This is a genomic window from Algoriphagus oliviformis, from assembly GCF_017254915.1.
GTDB classification, from domain to species: domain Bacteria; phylum Bacteroidota; class Bacteroidia; order Cytophagales; family Cyclobacteriaceae; genus Algoriphagus; species Algoriphagus oliviformis.
The window spans coordinates 1277000-1294807 of the sequence record NZ_JAFKCT010000001.1; the positions used below are offsets into that span (position 1 = coordinate 1277000).

Consider the following 17808-nt stretch of genomic DNA (forward strand, 5'->3'; position numbering starts at 1 on the left):
TCTTGGAGTTCCTTTCCCGATTAACCAGAAACGTTACCCTGCATGAGAAACCTTCTTTTTGGTCTTTCCCTTTTGTTTTTTGCCTGCTCCGAAGCCAAGGACGGCTCCCAAGAAATTCCCGCGGAGTCCTTCCGCAGCGAAGTCGCCGCCACCGAAGTTCGCACGGCGACTGCCGAGCGCAAGAGCTTCGACTACCTGGTCAATGCCATCGGCAAGCTGGAGGCTCAGTCCGAGGTCAAGGCCCTGGTGGAGCGCGAGGGCTATCTGGAAGAGGTGCTGGTGCTGGAAGGGCACTCGGTACAGAAGGGTCAGTTGATTGCGAGACTGGATAGGCGGGAGGCGGAGTTTGCCGTGGAAAAGGCCCGCATCGCTGTCGTCAAGGCCCAGTCCGAGTTGGAAGTGCTGAAAAACCAATACCATCTGGCCTTGGAATCCCAGGACACGGCCGTCGCCAAGTTGGTACAAAACCGCATCCTGGTCAACAGCGGCCTGTCCCTGGCCGAGGTCGAGCTGAAGGAAGCCGAGCTTAACCTCGCCCGCTGCGAGGTGCGTGCGCCCGTGTCGGGGCAGATCGCCAATATCAAGTTTAAACAGGGTAGTCTGGTGACCAAAAACGCCGAGTTTGCGGAAATTCTATCCACCGACCAGCTCCTGCTACGGGTGAAAGTATTGGAATCGGACATCCCACTTGTTTCCTCCGCACAAAAGGCCGAAGTCTATCCCATCTCCGATCCCCAAAATGCACTCGTCGGCACCGTCACCGCCATCAATCCCAAGGTGGACGAAAACGGCCTCGTCCAGGTCTCCCTCACGCTGAATTCTTCCAAAAACCTCCTGCCCGGCATGAATGCCCGCGCGGTGATCCGCGCCCCACAGAGCAACAGCCTGGTCGTGCCCAAGGATGCAGTGGTCTATCGCTCCGGCCGAGCGGTGGTCTTTACCGTGGAAGGCGGCAAGGAGTCCAAGTGGAACTACGTGGAGGTGGGCAAGGACAATGGGCGTGAGATCGAGATCCTCGAGGGAATCCCCGAAAACAGCACCGTCATCACCAGCAACAACCTACAGCTCGCCCACCAGGCTCCGATACAAATCGCCAACGACACCCTATGATCCGATTTTTGCTGGAGCGGCCCATTGCGGTCATGATGTCTTTTTTGGCTTTGCTGGTGTTTTCGGCGATTGTTTTCCGCCTGCTGCCGATCTCGCTTTTGCCGCCCATCGACGTGCCTCAGATCGTGGTGAAGGTCACCTATCCCAATGCCTCCCCAGAGTCCATCGAGCAAAACGTCCTCCAGGACATTCGCGAGGGGCTGATCACGCTGAACGGGCTGGAGGAAATGGAGAGCAAAGCCGGTTCGGAGATCGGAACCGTGCGCTTGACCTTTGACTACGGGACGAAAATGGAGCTGGCCTATATCGAGGTCAACGAAAAGATCGACCGCCTGACCAATTCCCTTCCCAAAGACCTGCCCCGACCGGAGGTCATCCGCATCAACACCTCCGATATCCCGGTGGCACGCGTCCAGGTCATTCCCAAAGCCGATATTGACCCAGTTGAGGTCAGTCTCTTGGCAGAAAATGTACTCAAAAAGCGCATCGAGCAGCTGCCGGGCGTTTCTCTGGTGGACATCAACGGCAAGCGGGAGCGCATCATCTCCGTGGAGCCGGACGAGCACGCACTGGCCGCTCTGGGCATGACCCAAAAGGAGCTGATCGATGCCGTTCAGGCCGGAAACGCCGAGCTTCCGGGGATCTCAGTGAAGGACGGGCAGTTTCGCTATTTCCTCCGGCTGGCGACGCGGGTGGACACGCCGACCGACATCGAGTCCCTGCCCGTTCGCTCGCCTAGTGGAGCCATCGTGCCACTCGGGCGTGTTGCCAAAGCCCGCTACGAAACCCAGGAAATGTTGGGATTTCACCTCTTCGGAATGCAGGAAGGTCTGGTCATTACCGTTCACAAGCAGGCCGCGGCCAAGATGAATGAGCTGATTCCTGAGCTGAAAAAGTCCCTGGAGCTCTTCCGTGCTGACTATCCGCAGGTGGATTTTGCCCTTACCCAAGACCAAAGCAGCCTGCTCAACGCCGCCATCTCCAACCTGCAGACCAGCTTGCTCTTCGGGGGAGTTTTCGCCTTTGCCATCCTTTTTCTCTTCATCAAGGACTTCCGCATTCCCCTGATCATGGGCATCAGTTTGCCGACTTCCCTGCTGATCAGCTTTCTGGTCTTTTACTTTTTCGACATCTCGATCAACATCATCTCCCTCTCCGGTCTGGCGCTGGGCATAGGCATGCTGATCGACAACGCGATCATCGTCCTGGACAACATCACCCGGAAGCGGGAGTCCGGCCTCGGCCTCTTCGAGTCCTGCGTGCAGGGCGCCAACGAGGTGATGGGCGCGCTGATCAGTTCGGTGTTGACCACGCTGGCCGTGTTTGTGCCGCTGGTGTTCCTGAGCGGAATATCGGGGGCTTTGTTTTACGACCAGGCCGTGGCCGTGGCGGCGATCCTGTCGGTGTCGCTTTTGGTCGCCTTTGTACTGCTGCCCCTGCTGTATTGGCTGATTTTCCGGGTGGGAAAAAGGGACGTGCTGCGTGGCGAACCCAGCGCTTTTCTCAAGACACTGCGGGTTTACGAGCGGGCTTTTGACTGGATTTTTGCACGAAGAAAAGTCGCCCTGATCGGTTTCTTTGTCCTGATTCCATTGGGCTTGGCTTTGGGGCTGCTGCTGGATACGCAAGGCCTGCCGGAGATCGAAAAGCCCGACGCCAGTCTGGAGATCGACTGGAACGAGCCGATTTCGGCTGCGCAAAACCGCGACCGAATGCTGGGGCTCATCAGCGATATCAAAGACTACAGCCAGGCCGAGGCCGATGTAGGCGTACGTCAGTTCCTGCTTTTCGACGGGGACAATTCCATCCAGAAGTCCCTGCTGTACCTGCTTTTCCCTTCGGAAAAAGAGAAAGATGAACAGCTCAACCTCCTGCGGGAAAAGCTGGGGAAGGAATATCCGCTCGCGACCTTTGTGCTGGGTGACGCACCCAATGCCTTTGACCAGCTCTTCAGCTCCAGCCAGCCGTACTATGAGGTGCGCTGGAAAGACCTGAGCCAGAAAAAGCCCGTGCCGGCCGAGAAGATGGAACCTTGGCTGGAGACTTTCCCGGCCGAATCCTGGGAGCCCGGCCCTGGACTTCTGGAGGAAAGCTCGGTGCTTTTCACCCTGCTCCCCGATCGCCTCGCCCTGTACCAAATCCCCGTTTCCGAAGTGCAGGAGCAGCTTTCCCGACTGTTTGGGGTATATACGATCACGGATATCCGTCGCTTTGGGGAGATCACGCCGATCCGCCTGCGCGAGAGCCAGGCGCGCTTCGAGGACCTGCTGCGCACCACGCGGATCTATGCTTCCGATAGCACTTCCTATCCGCTGGGACAGTTTGTCGACTACCGCTATGCCGACCAGTACAAGTACGTGACCGCCGACCGCGGTGGGATCTACCAGAGCGCGGAGATCAATTCCAATGATCCGGAGAGCCTCCGTGCCGAATATACCCGCTGGGCTGCCGACAAGAATCTGGCCGTGGAGGCCAAGGGGCAATATTTCGCAGACCGCGAAAATGTGCGCCAACTGATCGGGATCTTGGGCATCTCGGTGCTGCTGCTGTATTTCATCTTGGCGGCACAGTTTGAGAGCTTTGTGCAGCCGCTGATCGTGGTGTTTACCCTGCAACTGGGCATTGCCGGGGCTTTTGTGGTGCTTTTGCTTTGCGGAGCCACCCTCAATGTCATGTCGGCCATCGGCCTGGTGGTGATGCTGGGGATCATGGTCAACGATGCCATCCTAAAGATCGATACGATCAACCGGCTGAAGGAAGAATATGCTGCCGAGCTGAGCCTGAACGCCAAACAGATCCGGGAAAAGGCCATCCACGAGGCGGGGAAGATCCGTCTGAAGCCCATCCTGATGACTTCGATCACCACCATTTTGGCGCTGGTGCCGATCATTTTCAGTTCGGGCTTGGGTGCGGATTTGCAGCGGCCTCTGGTTTTTGCGGTGATCGGGGGCTTGACGATTGGTACGGTCACGGCGCTGTTTTTTGTGCCGCTGATGTATTGGTTTTTTGATACGACGGTGGGAAAAAGGGAAAAGCTATGACGCCATTTCGGGTTTTGGTCGCTTTTGTGGTGCTGGGGATCCTGGGCTTTGCCACGGTGCCCCTGCTCTCCGTCGACCTCAATCCCCGGGAGCGGGAGCCGGTGCTGAGCATCGATTTTGGCATCCCGCAGTCCTCCCCCGAGATCATCGAGAAGCTGGGGACTTCCCCGCTGGAGGGGGCTTTTTCCCAACTGACTGAGCTCAAAAAAATCACCTCTACCTCCAACTACGACCGGGGCTCCATCACGCTGCGCTTTGACAAGAAGGCGGACATGGAGCTGAAAAAGTTTGAGGTGCTGGCGCTGATCCGGCAGGTCTATCCCCAGCTGGACGAGCGCCTGAGCTATCCTGTGGTGACCCAAAGCGCCGAGTCGCGCACGGACTTTAAGACTCCCATTCTGACCTACAGCATCAATGGGCCTTTTGCTTCCTTTGAGATCAAAAAGATCGCCGAGGACGTGGTCAAGCCCGCCTTGACGCAATTTGCCGAGGTGGAGGAGGTGCAGGTGCGCGGGGCAAACGACCTGCAGGTCTTCGTCAACTTCGATGTGCAAAAGATGCAGGCCTTTGGCATTTCGCGGAGCTTCCTCGGGCAGCAGATCGCGGAAGCCTTTGGTCAAAAGTACCCCGGCACGGTGTACACCAGCGAGGGCAAGACGCTCTTTGTGACGCTGGACAGAAAGCTCCACAAGCTGGAGCAGCTCGAAAACCTGCTTATCCTGCAGACCGGTGGGATGGAAGTCCGGCTCCGCGACATCGCCCAAGTCACGCTGGAGGAGGCGGAGGCCACGCGCTACTACCGCATCAACGGCAACAACTCCGTGACCCTGGCAGTCTACAACCGCGACGGCGTAAACAAAGTCCTTTTGGCCAAGCAGCTACGTGCCTCCGTGGAAGCGGCCAAGGACAACCTTCCGGCGGGTTTCGAAGTCCGGCTGGAAAACGACGACACGGAGTTTCTCGAAAAGGAGCTCAACAAGATCTACCAGCGCTCTGGATTGTCCATCCTGATCCTGATCGCCTTCGTCTTCCTGATCAACCGCAACCTGAAATACCTCTCCATCCTTTTTTTGGGGATTTTGGTCAACCTGAGCCTCACAGCCATGGCGCTGTATTTTCTCAAAGTAGACCTCCAGCTCTACTCCATCGCCGGGCTCACGATCAGCTTTGGCCTCATCGTGGACAATGCCATCGTGATGATCGACCACCTGTACAAGCACCGCAACCGCAAGGTCTTTTTGGCGCTGATGGCTGCCTCGCTGACCACGGTGGCCGCGCTGCTCATGGTGCTGCTGTTGCCGGAGGAAGACCGGAGAAACCTCACGGAGTTTTCCATCGTGGTCTCGGTCATGCTGGGCATCAGTCTGGTGATCGCGCTGTTTTTTACCCCGGCATTCTACGAGCTGCTCTTCAAAGAATCCGCCAAGGAGGGAAGGAAATTCACCTTGCCCCAGCTCCGAACCCGCGTCTCCTGGCTCAACCGCTACGAGCGTGGGATCGCTTTCACTGTCCGCTACCGCAAAACCTTTCTATTGGGCATGCTGCTGCTCTTTGGCACGCCGATCTTTTTTCTCCCGGCCAAGTGGGAAGGACAGGACTGGTACAACAAGACCGTCGGGAATACCTTTTACCAAGAGGAAATCCGGCCCTATGTGGACAAAGCCCTGGGAGGCACGCTGCGGATGTTTGTGCGGGGGGTGTATGAGAAAAGTGTGTACCGCGAGCCCGAAAAGACCCGCCTGTATGTGTCCGCCCGGCTTCCCTTTGGCAACACGCTGGAGCAGATGGATCTGATCATGCGGGAGTTTGAGGAGTATCTGAAAGGCGTGAAGGGCATCGACCAGTTTGTGACCTATGTGATGTCCGGACAGCAGGCGCAGATCGTGATCACCTTTGACGAGGCTTACGAAAATGGCGCTTTGCCCTATCAGCTGAAGGGGCGGCTCTCGGTCAAGTCCACCGACTGGAGCGGGGCGCAGTGGAATATCTACGGCGTGGGACAGGGATTCTATACCGGGGGTGGAAGTGACCAGATTCCGTCTTTTCGCGTCGAGATGAAGGGCTACAACTTTGACGAGCTGGAGCGACAGGCGGATATTTTGGCAGAAAAACTCAAAAAACACAAGCGCATCCCCGAGGTCAACACCAATGAGCGGGCTTCCTACTCCGAGCAGAAAACCCAGGAATACGTCATTCGCCTCGACCAAAACCAGATCGCCCTCGGCGGCACCAACCAGTACGAGGTGCTGAATGTGCTCCAGGATCTCTCCAAGCCGCGGATGACCTCCGCTTACCTGACCCTTGCCGACCAAAACTACGGGCTGATGATCCGCGAGAAGCAGGCGGAGGATTTCAGCAAGTTTGACTTGGAGAAGAAGGGACTGGTCAGCGGGGAAGACCGCATCCTGAAAGTGGCCGACTTTGGCACGCTGAATCTGGAGACCACGACCAATGCCCTGCACAAGGAAGACCGGCAGTACATCCGCATCGTGTCTTTTGAGTACATGGGTTCGGCCAAGTTTGGTAACGAGTATCTGGAGGAGGTGCTGGACGAGATGAAGGCCCAGATGCCGATAGGTTACGAGGCCAAGAAGCAAGAATGGTCTTGGGGCACTGCCGCGGCCAAGCGCCAATACGGGCTCTTGGGACTGCTGATTCTGGGGATCTTCTTCATCTGCACCATCCTGTTTGAAAACTTCCGACAGCCTTTTTTCATCCTTTTCCTCATTCCCATCAGCTTTATTGGCCTGTTTCTGATCTTTGCGGTCGGTGGCTTCAACTTTGACCGGGGCGGCTTTGCGGCCTTTGTGATGCTGGGCGGCTTGGCGGTGAATGCGGGCATCTTCATCCTCAACGACCTGAACAATCGTACCTCGGGGGCTTTCAACCGAAACGTGCTCAAGTCCATCGCGGGCAAGGCGATCCCGATCCTGCTGACCGTTTTCTCGACCTGCTTCGGTCTGCTGCCCTTTATCCTGGAGGGACAAAACGAGATTTTTTGGTTTTCCCTGGCCATCGGCACCATCGGCGGATTGGTCTTCAGTCTGTTTGGCGTGTTTTGGGTGCTGCCGGTGATGATGTGGAAGGCGCGACAATAGCGAAAAATTTTAAGTTGAGGTCATATTTCCACTGGCTTGACCCGATCAACAGCCAAAACGATTTTTATGAGAAAGACAATTTTTGCGGCCCTGCTGGGGCTCGGACTGTGGAGCTGTGAAAGCCAAACCGCTTCGGAAACAGTGGGTCAAGACGCAACGGAGCCGACCTTGGAATTGGTCGACTCGGTGGTGGTGGAGTCGCTGGCCGAGCTCTCGCTCGGCGCGGTCAACACGGCAAATGGGCAGATGATCTTCAAAGACCGGTTTTTGAAACAGTTTCTGCTTACAGCTGCGGACGGGACGATTCTGGACACCTTGGCGATCAAAGGGGACGGCCCTGATCAAGTGGCTTTCCCAATGGAGATGGCTTTCATGGGTGATGGTCTGGTGGTGAAGGACATGTCGGCGGAGATGCCCTTGAATTTTTTCGGGCCGGATTTTCGAAAGGAAAAAACCGGAAAACCCATCGCCAAGGGCATTAATATGATCGAGGTCACCCGAACCCGTGTCAGCTTTTCTCCTTTTCAATCCCAGGGGAAGACTCTCCTCGTCGGCACCGACGCCAATGCCATCGAGCCGCAGCTTATGGCTCCCGAGGGGCAGAACGCGGAGTTTTATGACAAGGCAGAGTCCGGCTACGTCTATGATCCGACGACAGATTCGCTCGTGAGATTCAATGCCTATCCGGACAGCTGGCTTCCGAAAAAGACCCGACAGTGGAAAGGGCAGGCTTTGCCCTATGCTTCTGCTTTGGGGGAAGATGGGACGATTGGCATTTTGCCAAGGGTGGGAAACCAACTGTTCTTTTTCCGATGGGAAAATGGACAGCTCGTTTCCACTCGAGAGGTAAAGCTAAGCCACCCGGATCGGAACGAAACCTTGGAAATAGATCCTTTGGACCAGCCATTTCTCCATCCGGTCTTTTCGGATTTGAAGGGAGGAGGCCAGTATTTTTTGGTCGAGTTTCATACAGAAATCCCGAAGGCCGTCCGGGATGAGTTCCGGGCAAAAAACGAGAATTACATCAATGACCCTGCGTTTAACGAGGCGTTCCGAAAGTATAGAAAGGCAAAGTATATTTTGGTGGATCAATCTGGGCAGAGCAAAGCGATTGCCGAACTGCCGGTGCAAGGATCTGTCCACTACTTTGACAAAAACGATGTGCTCTACATCAAGCCAAGCTCCGAGGTGGAGAAGGACTACAATGTTTTTTACCGCTATCAGGTTTCTGGGGGAGCTATGGATTGATTTTTAGATAAAAAGAAAACTCTCCAAGGGGTTTCAAATCCTTGGAGAGTCCTGAAATCCCAAATTTCGAATCTCAAATCTATTTCCTAAACCTTATCCGGTTCCGGATGCGTGTAGCCTTTTCGGTAAGGCCGTCTCAATCTTTCGGTCGCTTCTTTGTCGCCAATGACGGTCATGGTTTTCGGATCGTACTTCAGCGTACGGCCTCCCAAATCCATGGAAATATTTGCCAAGATGCAGGCGGCCGTGGAGATGTGCCCTTCTTCGATATCGGCGACAGGTAGCGTATTTTTGTCAATTGCCTCCAGCCAGTTTCGCATGTGATAGCGGGTAGCCGGGGCGGCGTTGAGCTCGATATCCGGCTCGTTGACGTCTTCCGGGTATTTTTCACGCTCAAAGAGGCAGTCAAAGTGGATAGGCTTTTCGTCCTTGCTCATCGGAATGTAGTCCGCCTGCATGGTACTGCCGACCAGCGTTCCCTTTTCCCCAAAAATCTTGAAAGCCCAAGGATAGTCGGGATCGTCGGGCGTGCCCCAAGTGCGGTGCTGCCAAACGACGTTGAGCTCGGGGTATTCGAAGATGGCCGATTGGGTGTCGGAGATGTTGGACTTGCCTTCTTTTTGGACAAAAATGCCGCCCGTTGAGGTGATCTGGGTGGGCCAGCCGAGCTTGAGCATCCAGCGAACGGTGTCCAGCATGTGTACGCACATGTCGCCGGTGATGCCGTTGCCATATTCGATGAAGGTTCTCCACCAGCGCTTGTGCGGGAGGCCGTCGTAGGGTCTTAGCGGCGCTGGGCCAGTCCAGAGCTCATAATTGAAAAAGTCGGGGACGGGCTCCACGGGCGGATTTCCATTGGCTCGCATGTGGTAGTAGCAGCAGACTTCGACATGGGAGATTTTGCCCAGTTTGCCGCTGTCGATGATTTGCTCTTTGGCGTCGATGAGGTGGGGCGTGCTTTTGCGCTGGGTGCCTACCTGGACTTTCTTGCCGTATTTTCTGGCCGCCGCCACCATGGCTTCCCCTTCGATCACATCGACGGAGATGGGCTTTTGCACATAGACATGGGCTCCGGCCTTGAGCGCATCGATGCATTGCAGCGCATGCCAGTGGTCCGGAGAGCCGATGAGCACAAACTCCGGTTTCTCCTTTGCCAAAAGCTCCTTGTAGTCCTCGTAGAGCGCAGGGACTTTGCCTGACTTTTGGCGGGTGGCCACCATATCACCAGCGGCTTTGAGCATGTTTTTATCTGGATCTGCTAGCCCGACTACTTCCACATCCGCTACTTGGATCAGGCGAAAAAGATCGGATTTGCCATACCAGCCGGCGCCGATGAGGGCGACTTGGAGCGGGCCTTCGCGGGCTTTGAAGTCCATGCCCAAAAGACCAAAACTGGCAAGCGTGGCCAAGGCGGAAGAGCCTTTGAGAAAGTCGCGGCGATTAAAAGATTTCATGGTAAAGTGGGTTTGAGGTTAATTGAGTTCTGAAATTAGCGGTGGTCTTGTCAGTCGAAGTTTTTAATAGAGTCGACGGGTCGGAAGACCGATGACCGAAGACCGAAGCAGCCAAAGGCTAGCAATTGACCCTGAAATCAAAATCGGGACAACCTTGCAAGGTCAATGGCGATCACTTTTATCAAGATACGAAAAGAGCTTTTTTTCCAAAGGGGATTCGGATGAATGGAGAACTGTTGGTAGGATCATCCCTCCTCCGGCCAAATCGTACGGAATATCTTTTTTGCCTTTTCCGGATTCCGTTGTGAGAAGTAGAAAATAAGTGATGAAAGCCCTAGCAAGGAAAATAGGAGAAAAAGTCCACCGTGCTGAGTCCTTACTTTCTCAAACTCGAGTATCGTCCTGTCGGCGATATCGATTTGAAAAATTTTCGGTTCGTAAGAATCAAGTTCGCTTTTCTTCACCCATACCGATACTGAGTCCACCCGCTTTAGATTTCTTAGAAGAAAACTATGTTCCTCATCTACGAACTTTCCTCCGATGTTTCTGACAAGTCTGAACTTTTGCTTTTTATCCACCAAAAAGAAAACAAGTTCAGATTTTCGGCTTTTGTTTCCTCTTGAATCGACGACGGTGGTGATATAGGAGTTTGCGGTGTCGATTACACCTTCGACTTCTATCAGTTCAGACCGGAATGTCAAAAGAGAAAAAAGAAGATAGAGGGCGATGCCGCTTGAAACAATACCCAGTGCCAGAATTCTAAAAAGATAGGGGTTGTCAGGGACGGAGTGTTGTTTTGAAGCCACTTGATGCAGTCAGATGAATCGAGATAGTGTTGGTTTGCCTCTTTTTCAAATTTCCGCAGGCTCAGGATGTGCATAGCCTTCCCTATACGGCCTTCTTAGTAGCTTGGTGGCTTCGGGATCGTTGACTACGGTCATTGATTTTGGATCGTATCGCAGCGGACGGCCGCCTAGATCCATGGACATATTGGCCAAAATGCAAGCCGCTGTAGAAATGTGGCCTTGGAGCACATCCGCTACGGGGAGTGTGTTTTGATCGATGGCCTGAAGCCAGTTTTTCATCTGTTCACGGGTGGCCGGAGCTGCATGGATTTCGATGTCTTTTTCGCTTGTATCCTCCGGATATTGCTCTTTCTCCAGCACCACCGGATAGTGGATGGCATCGCCGTTGTTGTTTCCTTGGGGGTAAAAATCCGCCCGCATGGGGCTTCCCGCCAGCATGCCTTTTTCTCCATAGATCTTGAAAGCCCAGGGATAATCCTTGTCCACGGGATTGCCCCAGGTGCGGTGCTGCCAGACGACGTTCATCTCGTCAAACTCGAAAATGGCAGTTTGGGTGTCGGAGATGTTGGACACGCTGTCCTTTTGCACATAGATGCCGCCCGTGGAGGTCACCTGTACTGGCCAGCCCAAGTCGCACATCCAGCGCACGGCATCCAGCATGTGGACGCACATGTCGCCGACGATGCCGTTGCCGTACTCCATAAACGCCCGCCAGCCCCGGTGCAAAATCCCGCGATAGGGGAGCTTCGGTGCCGGCCCCGCCCAAAGTTCGTAGTTCAGGTTTTCGGGTACTGGGATTTCCGGGGGATTGCTGTTGTTGCGCATGTGGTAGTAGCAGCAGACCTCCGCGTGGGAAATCTTGCCCAGCTTGCCGGAGTCGATGATTTCCTTTTTTGCCTGTACCAAATGCGGCGTACTCCGGCGCTGCGTGCCGATCTGCACCTTGCGGTCGTACTTTCTCGCTGCTGCCAAAATCGCCTCGCCCTCGATCACATCCACGGAGATGGGCTTTTGCAGATAGACGTGTGCGCCGCTTTTGATCGCGTCGATAGCCATCAGGGCATGCCAGTGATCCGGGGAACCGATCAGCACGTATTCGGGTTTGGCTTTCGCCAAAAGCTCTTTGTAGTCTTCGTAAAGCGGGGGCACTTTGCCTGACTTTTGGCGGGTGGCCACCAGCCTACCGGCCTCTTCGAGCTGCTTGCTGTCCACATCGCAGAGCCCGACGACTTCCACATCGGCTACTTGGATCAGGCGAAAAAGGTCGGATTTGCCATACCAACCGGTGCCGATTAGCGCAACTTGGAGTGGGCCTCTGCGGTCTTTGAAGTCCATGCCCAGCAAGCCAAAGCTTGCCAAGGTCATGAGTGCGCTACTTCCTTTTAAAAATTCCCGTCGGTTGAGCGAGTTCATTAGGTTTTGGGTTTGAGTGTATTGCGTTTTGAAGATAGGAAAAGCGTCGGCTTGGGCAAGTATTTTTAGACAAACGCGCCAGAGCGGAGATGCCGTTTATTTCGCAACCCAATCCAGCTGTCGGCCTTCGGCTAGGGCCTGTTTGTCCTTGGATACGCCGATGGCGGTACCGATTGCCAGGCCGATGGGCAGTCCGATTCCGAGGAAAGCCATGTTTCCCAACGCAGCCCCAAAGGCTACGCCAAATGGAATCCCAAAGGCAGCCATCCCGATTCCCATCCATTGGGCTTGGAAGTGGCCTTTGGGCACGATCTGTAGGTCTTTTTCCAATAATTTCAAAATGCCGGTCTGGGCCGAGCGCAGTTGCTTGAGGAGCTCGGGGTCTGGGCCGGAGAAGCTGTTGGCTCCGGCGATGATCTCGTTGATCTTTTGCTCTTGGGCTGAGGGGATGTTTTTCTGACCAATCGCATCCAGCAAAGAACTGAGGTTGTGGGAGGCTTTGGCCAGTTTTGGATTTTCTTCGAAAGAGGGGCGGAAGGCGAGGGGAGTGAGGGGCATAGGTATGAGGTTTGTGATCAAAGGTTTCGTTTTAGGATGAAAGCAGCTAAATTTATCAAAAAGTAAAAAAATGGACGCACAAGCCGCGAAACTCGAATTGGTCAAGCGAATCTTGAGCTTGGACGACGAAAAGCTAATCCAAGGACTGCTTGACTTGATATCCCCATCGGAGGAAAGTCCGAAATTGTCCGCCACGGAAAGAGCGGAGATCCTGCTCGGTTTGAAACAGTTGGATGAGGGGAAGAGGATCCCATTGGATGAATTTTTGAAAAAAGTGTCCTAAAGTGGAGGTATTTCTGTCTCCATTGGCAGAGAGGAAGCTGGAGGAGCTTCTCCACTACTTGGAAAGGCGCTGGTCGCAGCGGGTTAAAAATCAGTTTTTGGAAAAGTTTCGTGCTTCGATTGCTCTTGTGAAATCTTATCCCGAAAGCTGTCGTTTACTGGAGGGTTTTCCGGGGGTTAGAAAATGCGTGATCTCAAAGGAGTCATCCTTTTTTTATAGAATACATTCCGAGGCGATTGAAATAATCACCGTCTTTGATAATCGCCAAGATTTGGATCGGGTTTTTAACGAACACGACTTTTAGCTAAGTGACTTAGCAATCCTAAAACTTCACCCCAAACCGTTCCCCCAAAGCCGTCAGATCCTTCACCACAGGATCCAGCAGCGGGATGCCTTCTTTCATTCGGATGACTTCCAGTTCCCGCTCGGGATCGCCGGGGATCAGGACTTTTTCATTTCCAGGAGTAGTTTCCGCAGAACGGAATCGCTCGATCCAGTTGTCCATGTGGGATTTGAATTCATCCGCAGGACGGAAAGCGTCCACACGCATCGCACCGAAAAAGTGGCCGATTCCCTCGCCAACCAAGTTGGGCAGGGGATCGAGGAAAGCGACAAAAGGCGGAACCCAAGGCCCATAATTTGCTCCCGAGAGTACTGCGGAGAAGATGTCCACGATGGCACCCAGCGCATAGCCCTTGTGCGAACCGTGTTCCCGATCCCCCCCGAGTGGAAGCAAGGCGCCTCCGTCTTTCACGCCGTTGGCAGAAGTGGTCGGTTGGCCGTCTTTGTCCTGTACCCAGCCGGTCGGCGTGTCGAGTCCTTTTCGTTGCAGGATTTCCAGCTTTCCATTCGCGGCCGTGGTGGTGGCCATATCAGCGACGAAAGGCGGTTGGTTTTTGGCAGGGATGGCGACCGAGATCGGGTTGGTACCCAAAAGTCGCTCCTTGGAAAAAGTCGGCGCGACCAGTGGACTGGCGTTGGTCAGGGAGATGCCGATCATGTCGTGCTCCAAAGCCATCATGGCGTGATAGCCAGCGATACCGTAGTGGTTGGAGTTTTTTACCGACACCCAGCCGGTGCCGACGTTTTTGGCTTTTTCTATCGCCACTTTCATGGCAAAAGGAGCCACCACCAGACCCAATCCGCTGTCTCCATCGACGACAGCGGTGGAGGGAGTCTCGTAGCTCACGCGGACATTTGGAGTGGCGTTGATCCTTCCTTTTTCCCAAAGTCTCACATAGCCCGAAAGCCTGGCTACCCCATGGCTGTCCACACCGCGCAGGTCTGCGGAAAGCAGCACGTCCGTTCCGATCTTGGCGTCTGCCTCAGGGCAGCCGATTTTGCGCAGCATAGTATAGGTGAATTCGCGGAGTTGGTCGTAGGAGAAGGTTTGCATGGCAAAAAGGAAGGGGTTGAATCCGGGCAAAGATACGGGCCAGATGCCAGTAGACCGTGACTGGTTGCCGGGAAATGGGTGGTTGGAAAGGATGCGGAAGGTCTGAGGCCTATACTTTTCCCGCCAAAAGTCGGGACACAGCGCCCTCTTTGAGCGAATAGAAAGAGCAGACGATAGCCTGTACCGGCACGTAGCGAAGGATGAACTCGATGAGGCAGCTGGCCACCACGATCATGTCCACCCGCATGGCGATCATGCCGGGTATTTTCAGGCGTTCTTCGCGGTTTTTGGTCTTGAGCATTTCAAAGATCCGCTCAAACTCCTCCGTCGGCAACTCAAACACATGCTGGCCGGTGAGCTTGCACTGCAGCATGGATTCGTAGTAAATGTCGGTGAGCGTGTCGAAGGTGCCCGACGCACCTACCAAACCGCTGGGTTTGTAGCGTTGGATGGCCTCGATCAGCGGCTGAAGCTGCTCAGACAAGTAAGCCTCCAGTCTGTCGACCTCGTCTGGGAGAATAGGGTCATGGTAGTGAAAAGCACTCAGCAGGCGCTGTCCGCCTATCTCGAAGCTCCTTTTCCACAACACCTCCTGGGAAGTGCCAATGATAAACTCGACCGAGCCCCCGCCTATGTCCATCATCAGGTTGGTGTGGCCGTTGAGCGAGCCGGAGAGGTTGATGCCTTCGTAGATCAGCTGGGCCTCTTCGTCTCCGGAAATCACATTGACATGGATGCCGAGGTCTTCCTTGACCTTGCCGACAAACTCAGGTCCGTTGTCAGCATTGCGCACCGCGCTGGTCGCAAAAGCAAAAACCTGATCGATGTGCTCGCCATCAATCAGGTTTTTGAAATGCTTAAGCGTATGGAAGGCCCTTTTTTGGGCATCTGGGGCGATTTGGTTTTGGGTGATGCCGCCTTGCCCGAGCTTGACCGGGATCTTTTCTTTATAGATAGTCCTAAAACCTTTCCCGTTCAATTCCACCAATAACAGGTGAAATGTGTTGGTTCCCATATCGATGACGGCGGCTTTTCGGATACTCATAATCTGCCAAAATTTTGGTTGGGCGAATATATAAAGTTTTTGACAAGTACAATTTTGAAGGGGATGATTGAAATGGAGAATTTCCGGCAGCGGTGACAGACGGGATATTTCCTGTATTTGGATGCGTTTTTCAGAGGTAGGGGATATTGGTGGTACAACTTTTTGGGCTTTCCGACGGTCAATTCCGGCATCGGCTTATATTTGGTCAGGATAAAAACACTGACCATGGCTGAACCCAACAACCCTGTCACTCTACCCGAGGCTATAGATAAGATCGAATTGCTGCGCAAAAAAAACGCGGATGCCAAGAAAGGCGGAGGCGAGTCCCGACTGGCAGCCCAGCACCGGAAAGGAAAGCTGTCCGCACGGGAGCGCATCGATCTTTTGCTGGATGAGGGGACTTTTGAGGAGATAGACCGGTTTGTCGTGCATCGGGCCAAGGACTTTGGCCTTGACAAAGAACGCTACCTCGGCGATGGAGTGGTGACCGGATACGGCGAAGTCAACGGCCGCCTGGTTTACGTGTTTTCCCAGGACTTCACGGTCTTTGGAGGCTCGCTGTCCGAGACCCATGCGGAGAAAATCTGCAAAATCATGGACATGGCCATGAAAAACGGCGCGCCGGTCATCGGGCTCAACGACTCCGGCGGGGCCAGAATCCAAGAGGGGGTTAACTCCCTCGGCGGCTATGCGGACATTTTCTACAGAAATACCCTGGCCTCGGGCGTCATCCCGCAGATATCCGCGATCATGGGGCCCTGCGCCGGTGGGGCGGTGTACTCTCCTGCGATCACGGACTTTATCCTGATGGTGGAAAATACCAGCTACATGTTTGTCACCGGCCCAAATGTGGTAAAAACCGTCACCCAGGAGTCTGTCTCCGCGGAGGAATTGGGAGGGGCATCCGCCCACAGTACCAAGTCCGGAGTGACGCATTTTGCTTGCGCCAACGAACTGGACGCGATCAGGCACGTCAAGCGCTTGCTGAGCTACATTCCCCAAAACTGCGAGGACCAGGCTCCGATCTACCCCTACGAACTGAAGAAAGATGAAAGCAGAACCGTGCTGGATACGCTGATTCCAGACAATCCCAACCATCCCTACGATATGCGCGACGTGGTGCGGGGAATCGTGGACGAGGAGTCCTTTATGGAAGTGCATGAAAACTACGCGGACAATATCGTGGTGGGCTTTGCCCGGATAGCCGGACGGAGCGTAGGAGTCGTCGGCAACCAGCCCCAGTCCATGGCCGGGGTCCTGGACAACAACGCCTCTGTGAAGGCGGCTCGGTTTGTGAGGTTTTGCGATAGCTTCAATGTGCCCTTGCTGGTACTAGTGGACGTGCCGGGCTTCTTGCCGGGGACGGACCAAGAGTGGAATGGCATCATTACCAACGGGGCGAAGTTGCTCTACGCCTTCTCCGAGGCGACGGTACCAAGAATCACCGTGATCACCCGCAAGGCCTATGGTGGAGCCTACGACGTGATGAACTCCAAGCACATAGGCGCCGACCTGAACTATGCCTGGCCCACTGCCGAGATTGCCGTGATGGGTGCCAAAGGGGCCACGGAGATCATTTTCAAAAAAGAAATCGCCGATGCGGCAGACCCCGAGGCGAAACTCCAGGAGAAAGTCGATGAATACACCGCCAAGTTTGCCCATCCTTATCGTGCCGCCGCCCGCGGCTTTATCGATGAGGTGATCTTTCCCTCAGAGACCCGAACCAAACTCATCAAAGCCTTCAAGATGCTCGAAAACAAGGTGGACAAGCTGCCGAGGAAGAAGCATGGGAACATTCCGCTTTGAGTTAATCAGTTACTGGTTATTGGAAAATTCGGAATATGGAGATTAGTTCGTTTGAAAATCTAGAGGTTTGGAAAAAGGGAAGAGAGCTTCGCATCTTCGTCTCGCTCCTGTGCAGGAAATTCCCCAGTCACGAGAAGTACGCGCTACTATCCCAAACCTTACGGGCTTCCAGGTCAATCACCAATAACATCGCAGAGGGTTTTGGCAGGTTTCATTTTCAGGAAAATGTTCAATTTTGCCGGATTGCAAGGGGGTCGTTGAACGAGACCTTGGATCACTTGCTGATTGCGAAAGAGGAAAACTATATATCCAACGAGGAGCTTGCCCAATTTCGGATTCTGTTCGGCGACACGCTTAGACTGCTAAACGGCTACATAAAATATTTGAAAAGCCAGATCAAATAACCAATAACCAATAACCAATTGACAATGCCTAAATAAAGTTGTCACATTTGTTGGTTGTCCCAACAATCAGACAAGATGAAAAACGGACTTAAGATTAGGCAAAGGAGAACGTTCAGTGAAGCATTACGGAAGCAAATAGTGGGTCA

The 17808-nt window shown here is 54.2% G+C and carries 13 protein-coding genes; 7 read left to right on the plus strand and 6 right to left on the minus strand.

What is annotated here, in order from left to right:
- The first annotated feature begins 42 nt into the window (after nt 1-42).
- From J0A68_RS05620 to J0A68_RS05635, 4 genes are all read left to right on the plus strand, one after another.
- Complete coding sequence (locus J0A68_RS05620; protein ID WP_206577186.1) at nt 43-1110, plus strand: efflux RND transporter periplasmic adaptor subunit; 1068 nt, start codon at nt 43-45, stop codon at nt 1108-1110.
- Nucleotides 1107-4151 (plus strand): efflux RND transporter permease subunit, encoded by a 3045-nt coding sequence (locus J0A68_RS05625; RefSeq protein ID WP_206577187.1) that lies wholly within the window; start codon nt 1107-1109, stop codon nt 4149-4151. Before J0A68_RS05620 ends, J0A68_RS05625 begins: the two co-directional genes overlap by 4 nt.
- A complete protein-coding gene (locus tag J0A68_RS05630) occupies nt 4148-7249 on the plus strand; it encodes an efflux RND transporter permease subunit (protein WP_206577188.1) in 3102 nt (1033 codons plus the stop codon). The genes J0A68_RS05625 and J0A68_RS05630 overlap by 4 nt, the downstream gene beginning before the upstream one ends.
- 66 nt (nt 7250-7315) lie before the next feature.
- Entirely contained in the window at nt 7316-8497 is a 1182-nt protein-coding gene (locus J0A68_RS05635) for a hypothetical protein (RefSeq protein WP_206577189.1), read from the plus strand.
- Between the two features lie 86 nt (nt 8498-8583).
- Here J0A68_RS05635 and J0A68_RS05640 read toward each other — a convergent pair whose 3' ends face one another.
- From J0A68_RS05640 to J0A68_RS05655, 4 genes are all read right to left on the minus strand, one after another.
- On the minus strand, nt 8584-9951 hold the full coding sequence (locus tag J0A68_RS05640; protein ID WP_206577190.1) for a Gfo/Idh/MocA family oxidoreductase: 1368 nt from the start codon (nt 9949-9951) through the stop codon (nt 8584-8586).
- Between the two features lie 245 nt (nt 9952-10196).
- Nucleotides 10197-10757, minus strand: a complete 561-nt coding sequence (locus tag J0A68_RS05645) for a hypothetical protein (RefSeq protein WP_206577191.1) — start codon at nt 10755-10757, stop codon at nt 10197-10199.
- 45 nt (nt 10758-10802) lie between these two features.
- On the minus strand, nt 10803-12170 hold the full coding sequence (locus J0A68_RS05650) for a Gfo/Idh/MocA family protein (RefSeq protein ID WP_206577192.1): 1368 nt from the start codon (nt 12168-12170) through the stop codon (nt 10803-10805).
- Nucleotides 12171-12266: 96 nt separating this feature from the next.
- The gene (locus J0A68_RS05655; RefSeq protein ID WP_206577193.1) at nt 12267-12728 is read right to left on the minus strand and encodes a hypothetical protein; all 462 of its coding nucleotides are present in this window, start codon (nt 12726-12728) and stop codon (nt 12267-12269) included.
- Between the two features lie 284 nt (nt 12729-13012).
- On the opposite strand from J0A68_RS05655, the gene J0A68_RS23125 reads away from it, so the two are divergent.
- Entirely contained in the window at nt 13013-13315 is a 303-nt protein-coding gene (locus J0A68_RS23125) for a type II toxin-antitoxin system RelE/ParE family toxin (RefSeq protein WP_206577194.1), read from the plus strand.
- Nucleotides 13316-13333: 18 nt separating this feature from the next.
- Here J0A68_RS23125 and J0A68_RS05665 read toward each other — a convergent pair whose 3' ends face one another.
- Together J0A68_RS05665 and J0A68_RS05670 are read right to left on the minus strand one after the other, a co-directional pair.
- On the minus strand, nt 13334-14407 hold the full coding sequence (locus J0A68_RS05665; RefSeq protein WP_206577195.1) for an Ldh family oxidoreductase: 1074 nt from the start codon (nt 14405-14407) through the stop codon (nt 13334-13336).
- Between the two features lie 109 nt (nt 14408-14516).
- Nucleotides 14517-15452: a Ppx/GppA phosphatase family protein gene (locus tag J0A68_RS05670; protein WP_206577196.1), complete on the minus strand. Its 936-nt coding sequence runs from the start codon at nt 15450-15452 to the stop codon at nt 14517-14519.
- Between the two features lie 225 nt (nt 15453-15677).
- Between J0A68_RS05670 and J0A68_RS05675 the strand changes: the two genes are divergently transcribed.
- Both J0A68_RS05675 and J0A68_RS05680 read left to right on the plus strand, forming a co-directional pair.
- On the plus strand, nt 15678-17258 hold the full coding sequence (locus J0A68_RS05675) for an acyl-CoA carboxylase subunit beta (protein WP_206577197.1): 1581 nt from the start codon (nt 15678-15680) through the stop codon (nt 17256-17258).
- A gap of 35 nt (nt 17259-17293) precedes the next feature.
- The gene (locus tag J0A68_RS05680; protein ID WP_206577198.1) at nt 17294-17662 is read left to right on the plus strand and encodes a four helix bundle protein; all 369 of its coding nucleotides are present in this window, start codon (nt 17294-17296) and stop codon (nt 17660-17662) included.
- The last annotated feature ends 146 nt before the right edge of the window (nt 17663-17808 follow it).

Bases quoted from the DNA above. Each gene is read 5' to 3' on its own strand.
- J0A68_RS05620 (WP_206577186.1), top strand. From the start codon at position 43: ATGAGAAACCTTCTTTTTGGTCTTTCCCTTTTGTTTTTTGCCTGCTCC.
- J0A68_RS05625 (WP_206577187.1), top strand. From the start codon at position 1,107: ATGATCCGATTTTTGCTGGAGCGGCCCATTGCGGTCATGATGTCTTTT.
- J0A68_RS05630 (WP_206577188.1), top strand. From the start codon at position 4,148: ATGACGCCATTTCGGGTTTTGGTCGCTTTTGTGGTGCTGGGGATCCTG.
- J0A68_RS05635 (WP_206577189.1), top strand. From the start codon at position 7,316: ATGAGAAAGACAATTTTTGCGGCCCTGCTGGGGCTCGGACTGTGGAGC.
- J0A68_RS05640 (WP_206577190.1), bottom strand. From the start codon at position 9,951: ATGAAATCTTTTAATCGCCGCGACTTTCTCAAAGGCTCTTCCGCCTTG.
- J0A68_RS05650 (WP_206577192.1), bottom strand. From the start codon at position 12,170: ATGAACTCGCTCAACCGACGGGAATTTTTAAAAGGAAGTAGCGCACTC.
- J0A68_RS05655 (WP_206577193.1), bottom strand. From the start codon at position 12,728: ATGCCCCTCACTCCCCTCGCCTTCCGCCCCTCTTTCGAAGAAAATCCA.
- J0A68_RS05665 (WP_206577195.1), bottom strand. From the start codon at position 14,407: ATGCAAACCTTCTCCTACGACCAACTCCGCGAATTCACCTATACTATG.
- J0A68_RS05670 (WP_206577196.1), bottom strand. From the start codon at position 15,452: ATGAGTATCCGAAAAGCCGCCGTCATCGATATGGGAACCAACACATTT.
- J0A68_RS05675 (WP_206577197.1), top strand. From the start codon at position 15,678: ATGGCTGAACCCAACAACCCTGTCACTCTACCCGAGGCTATAGATAAG.
- J0A68_RS05680 (WP_206577198.1), top strand. From the start codon at position 17,294: ATGGAGATTAGTTCGTTTGAAAATCTAGAGGTTTGGAAAAAGGGAAGA.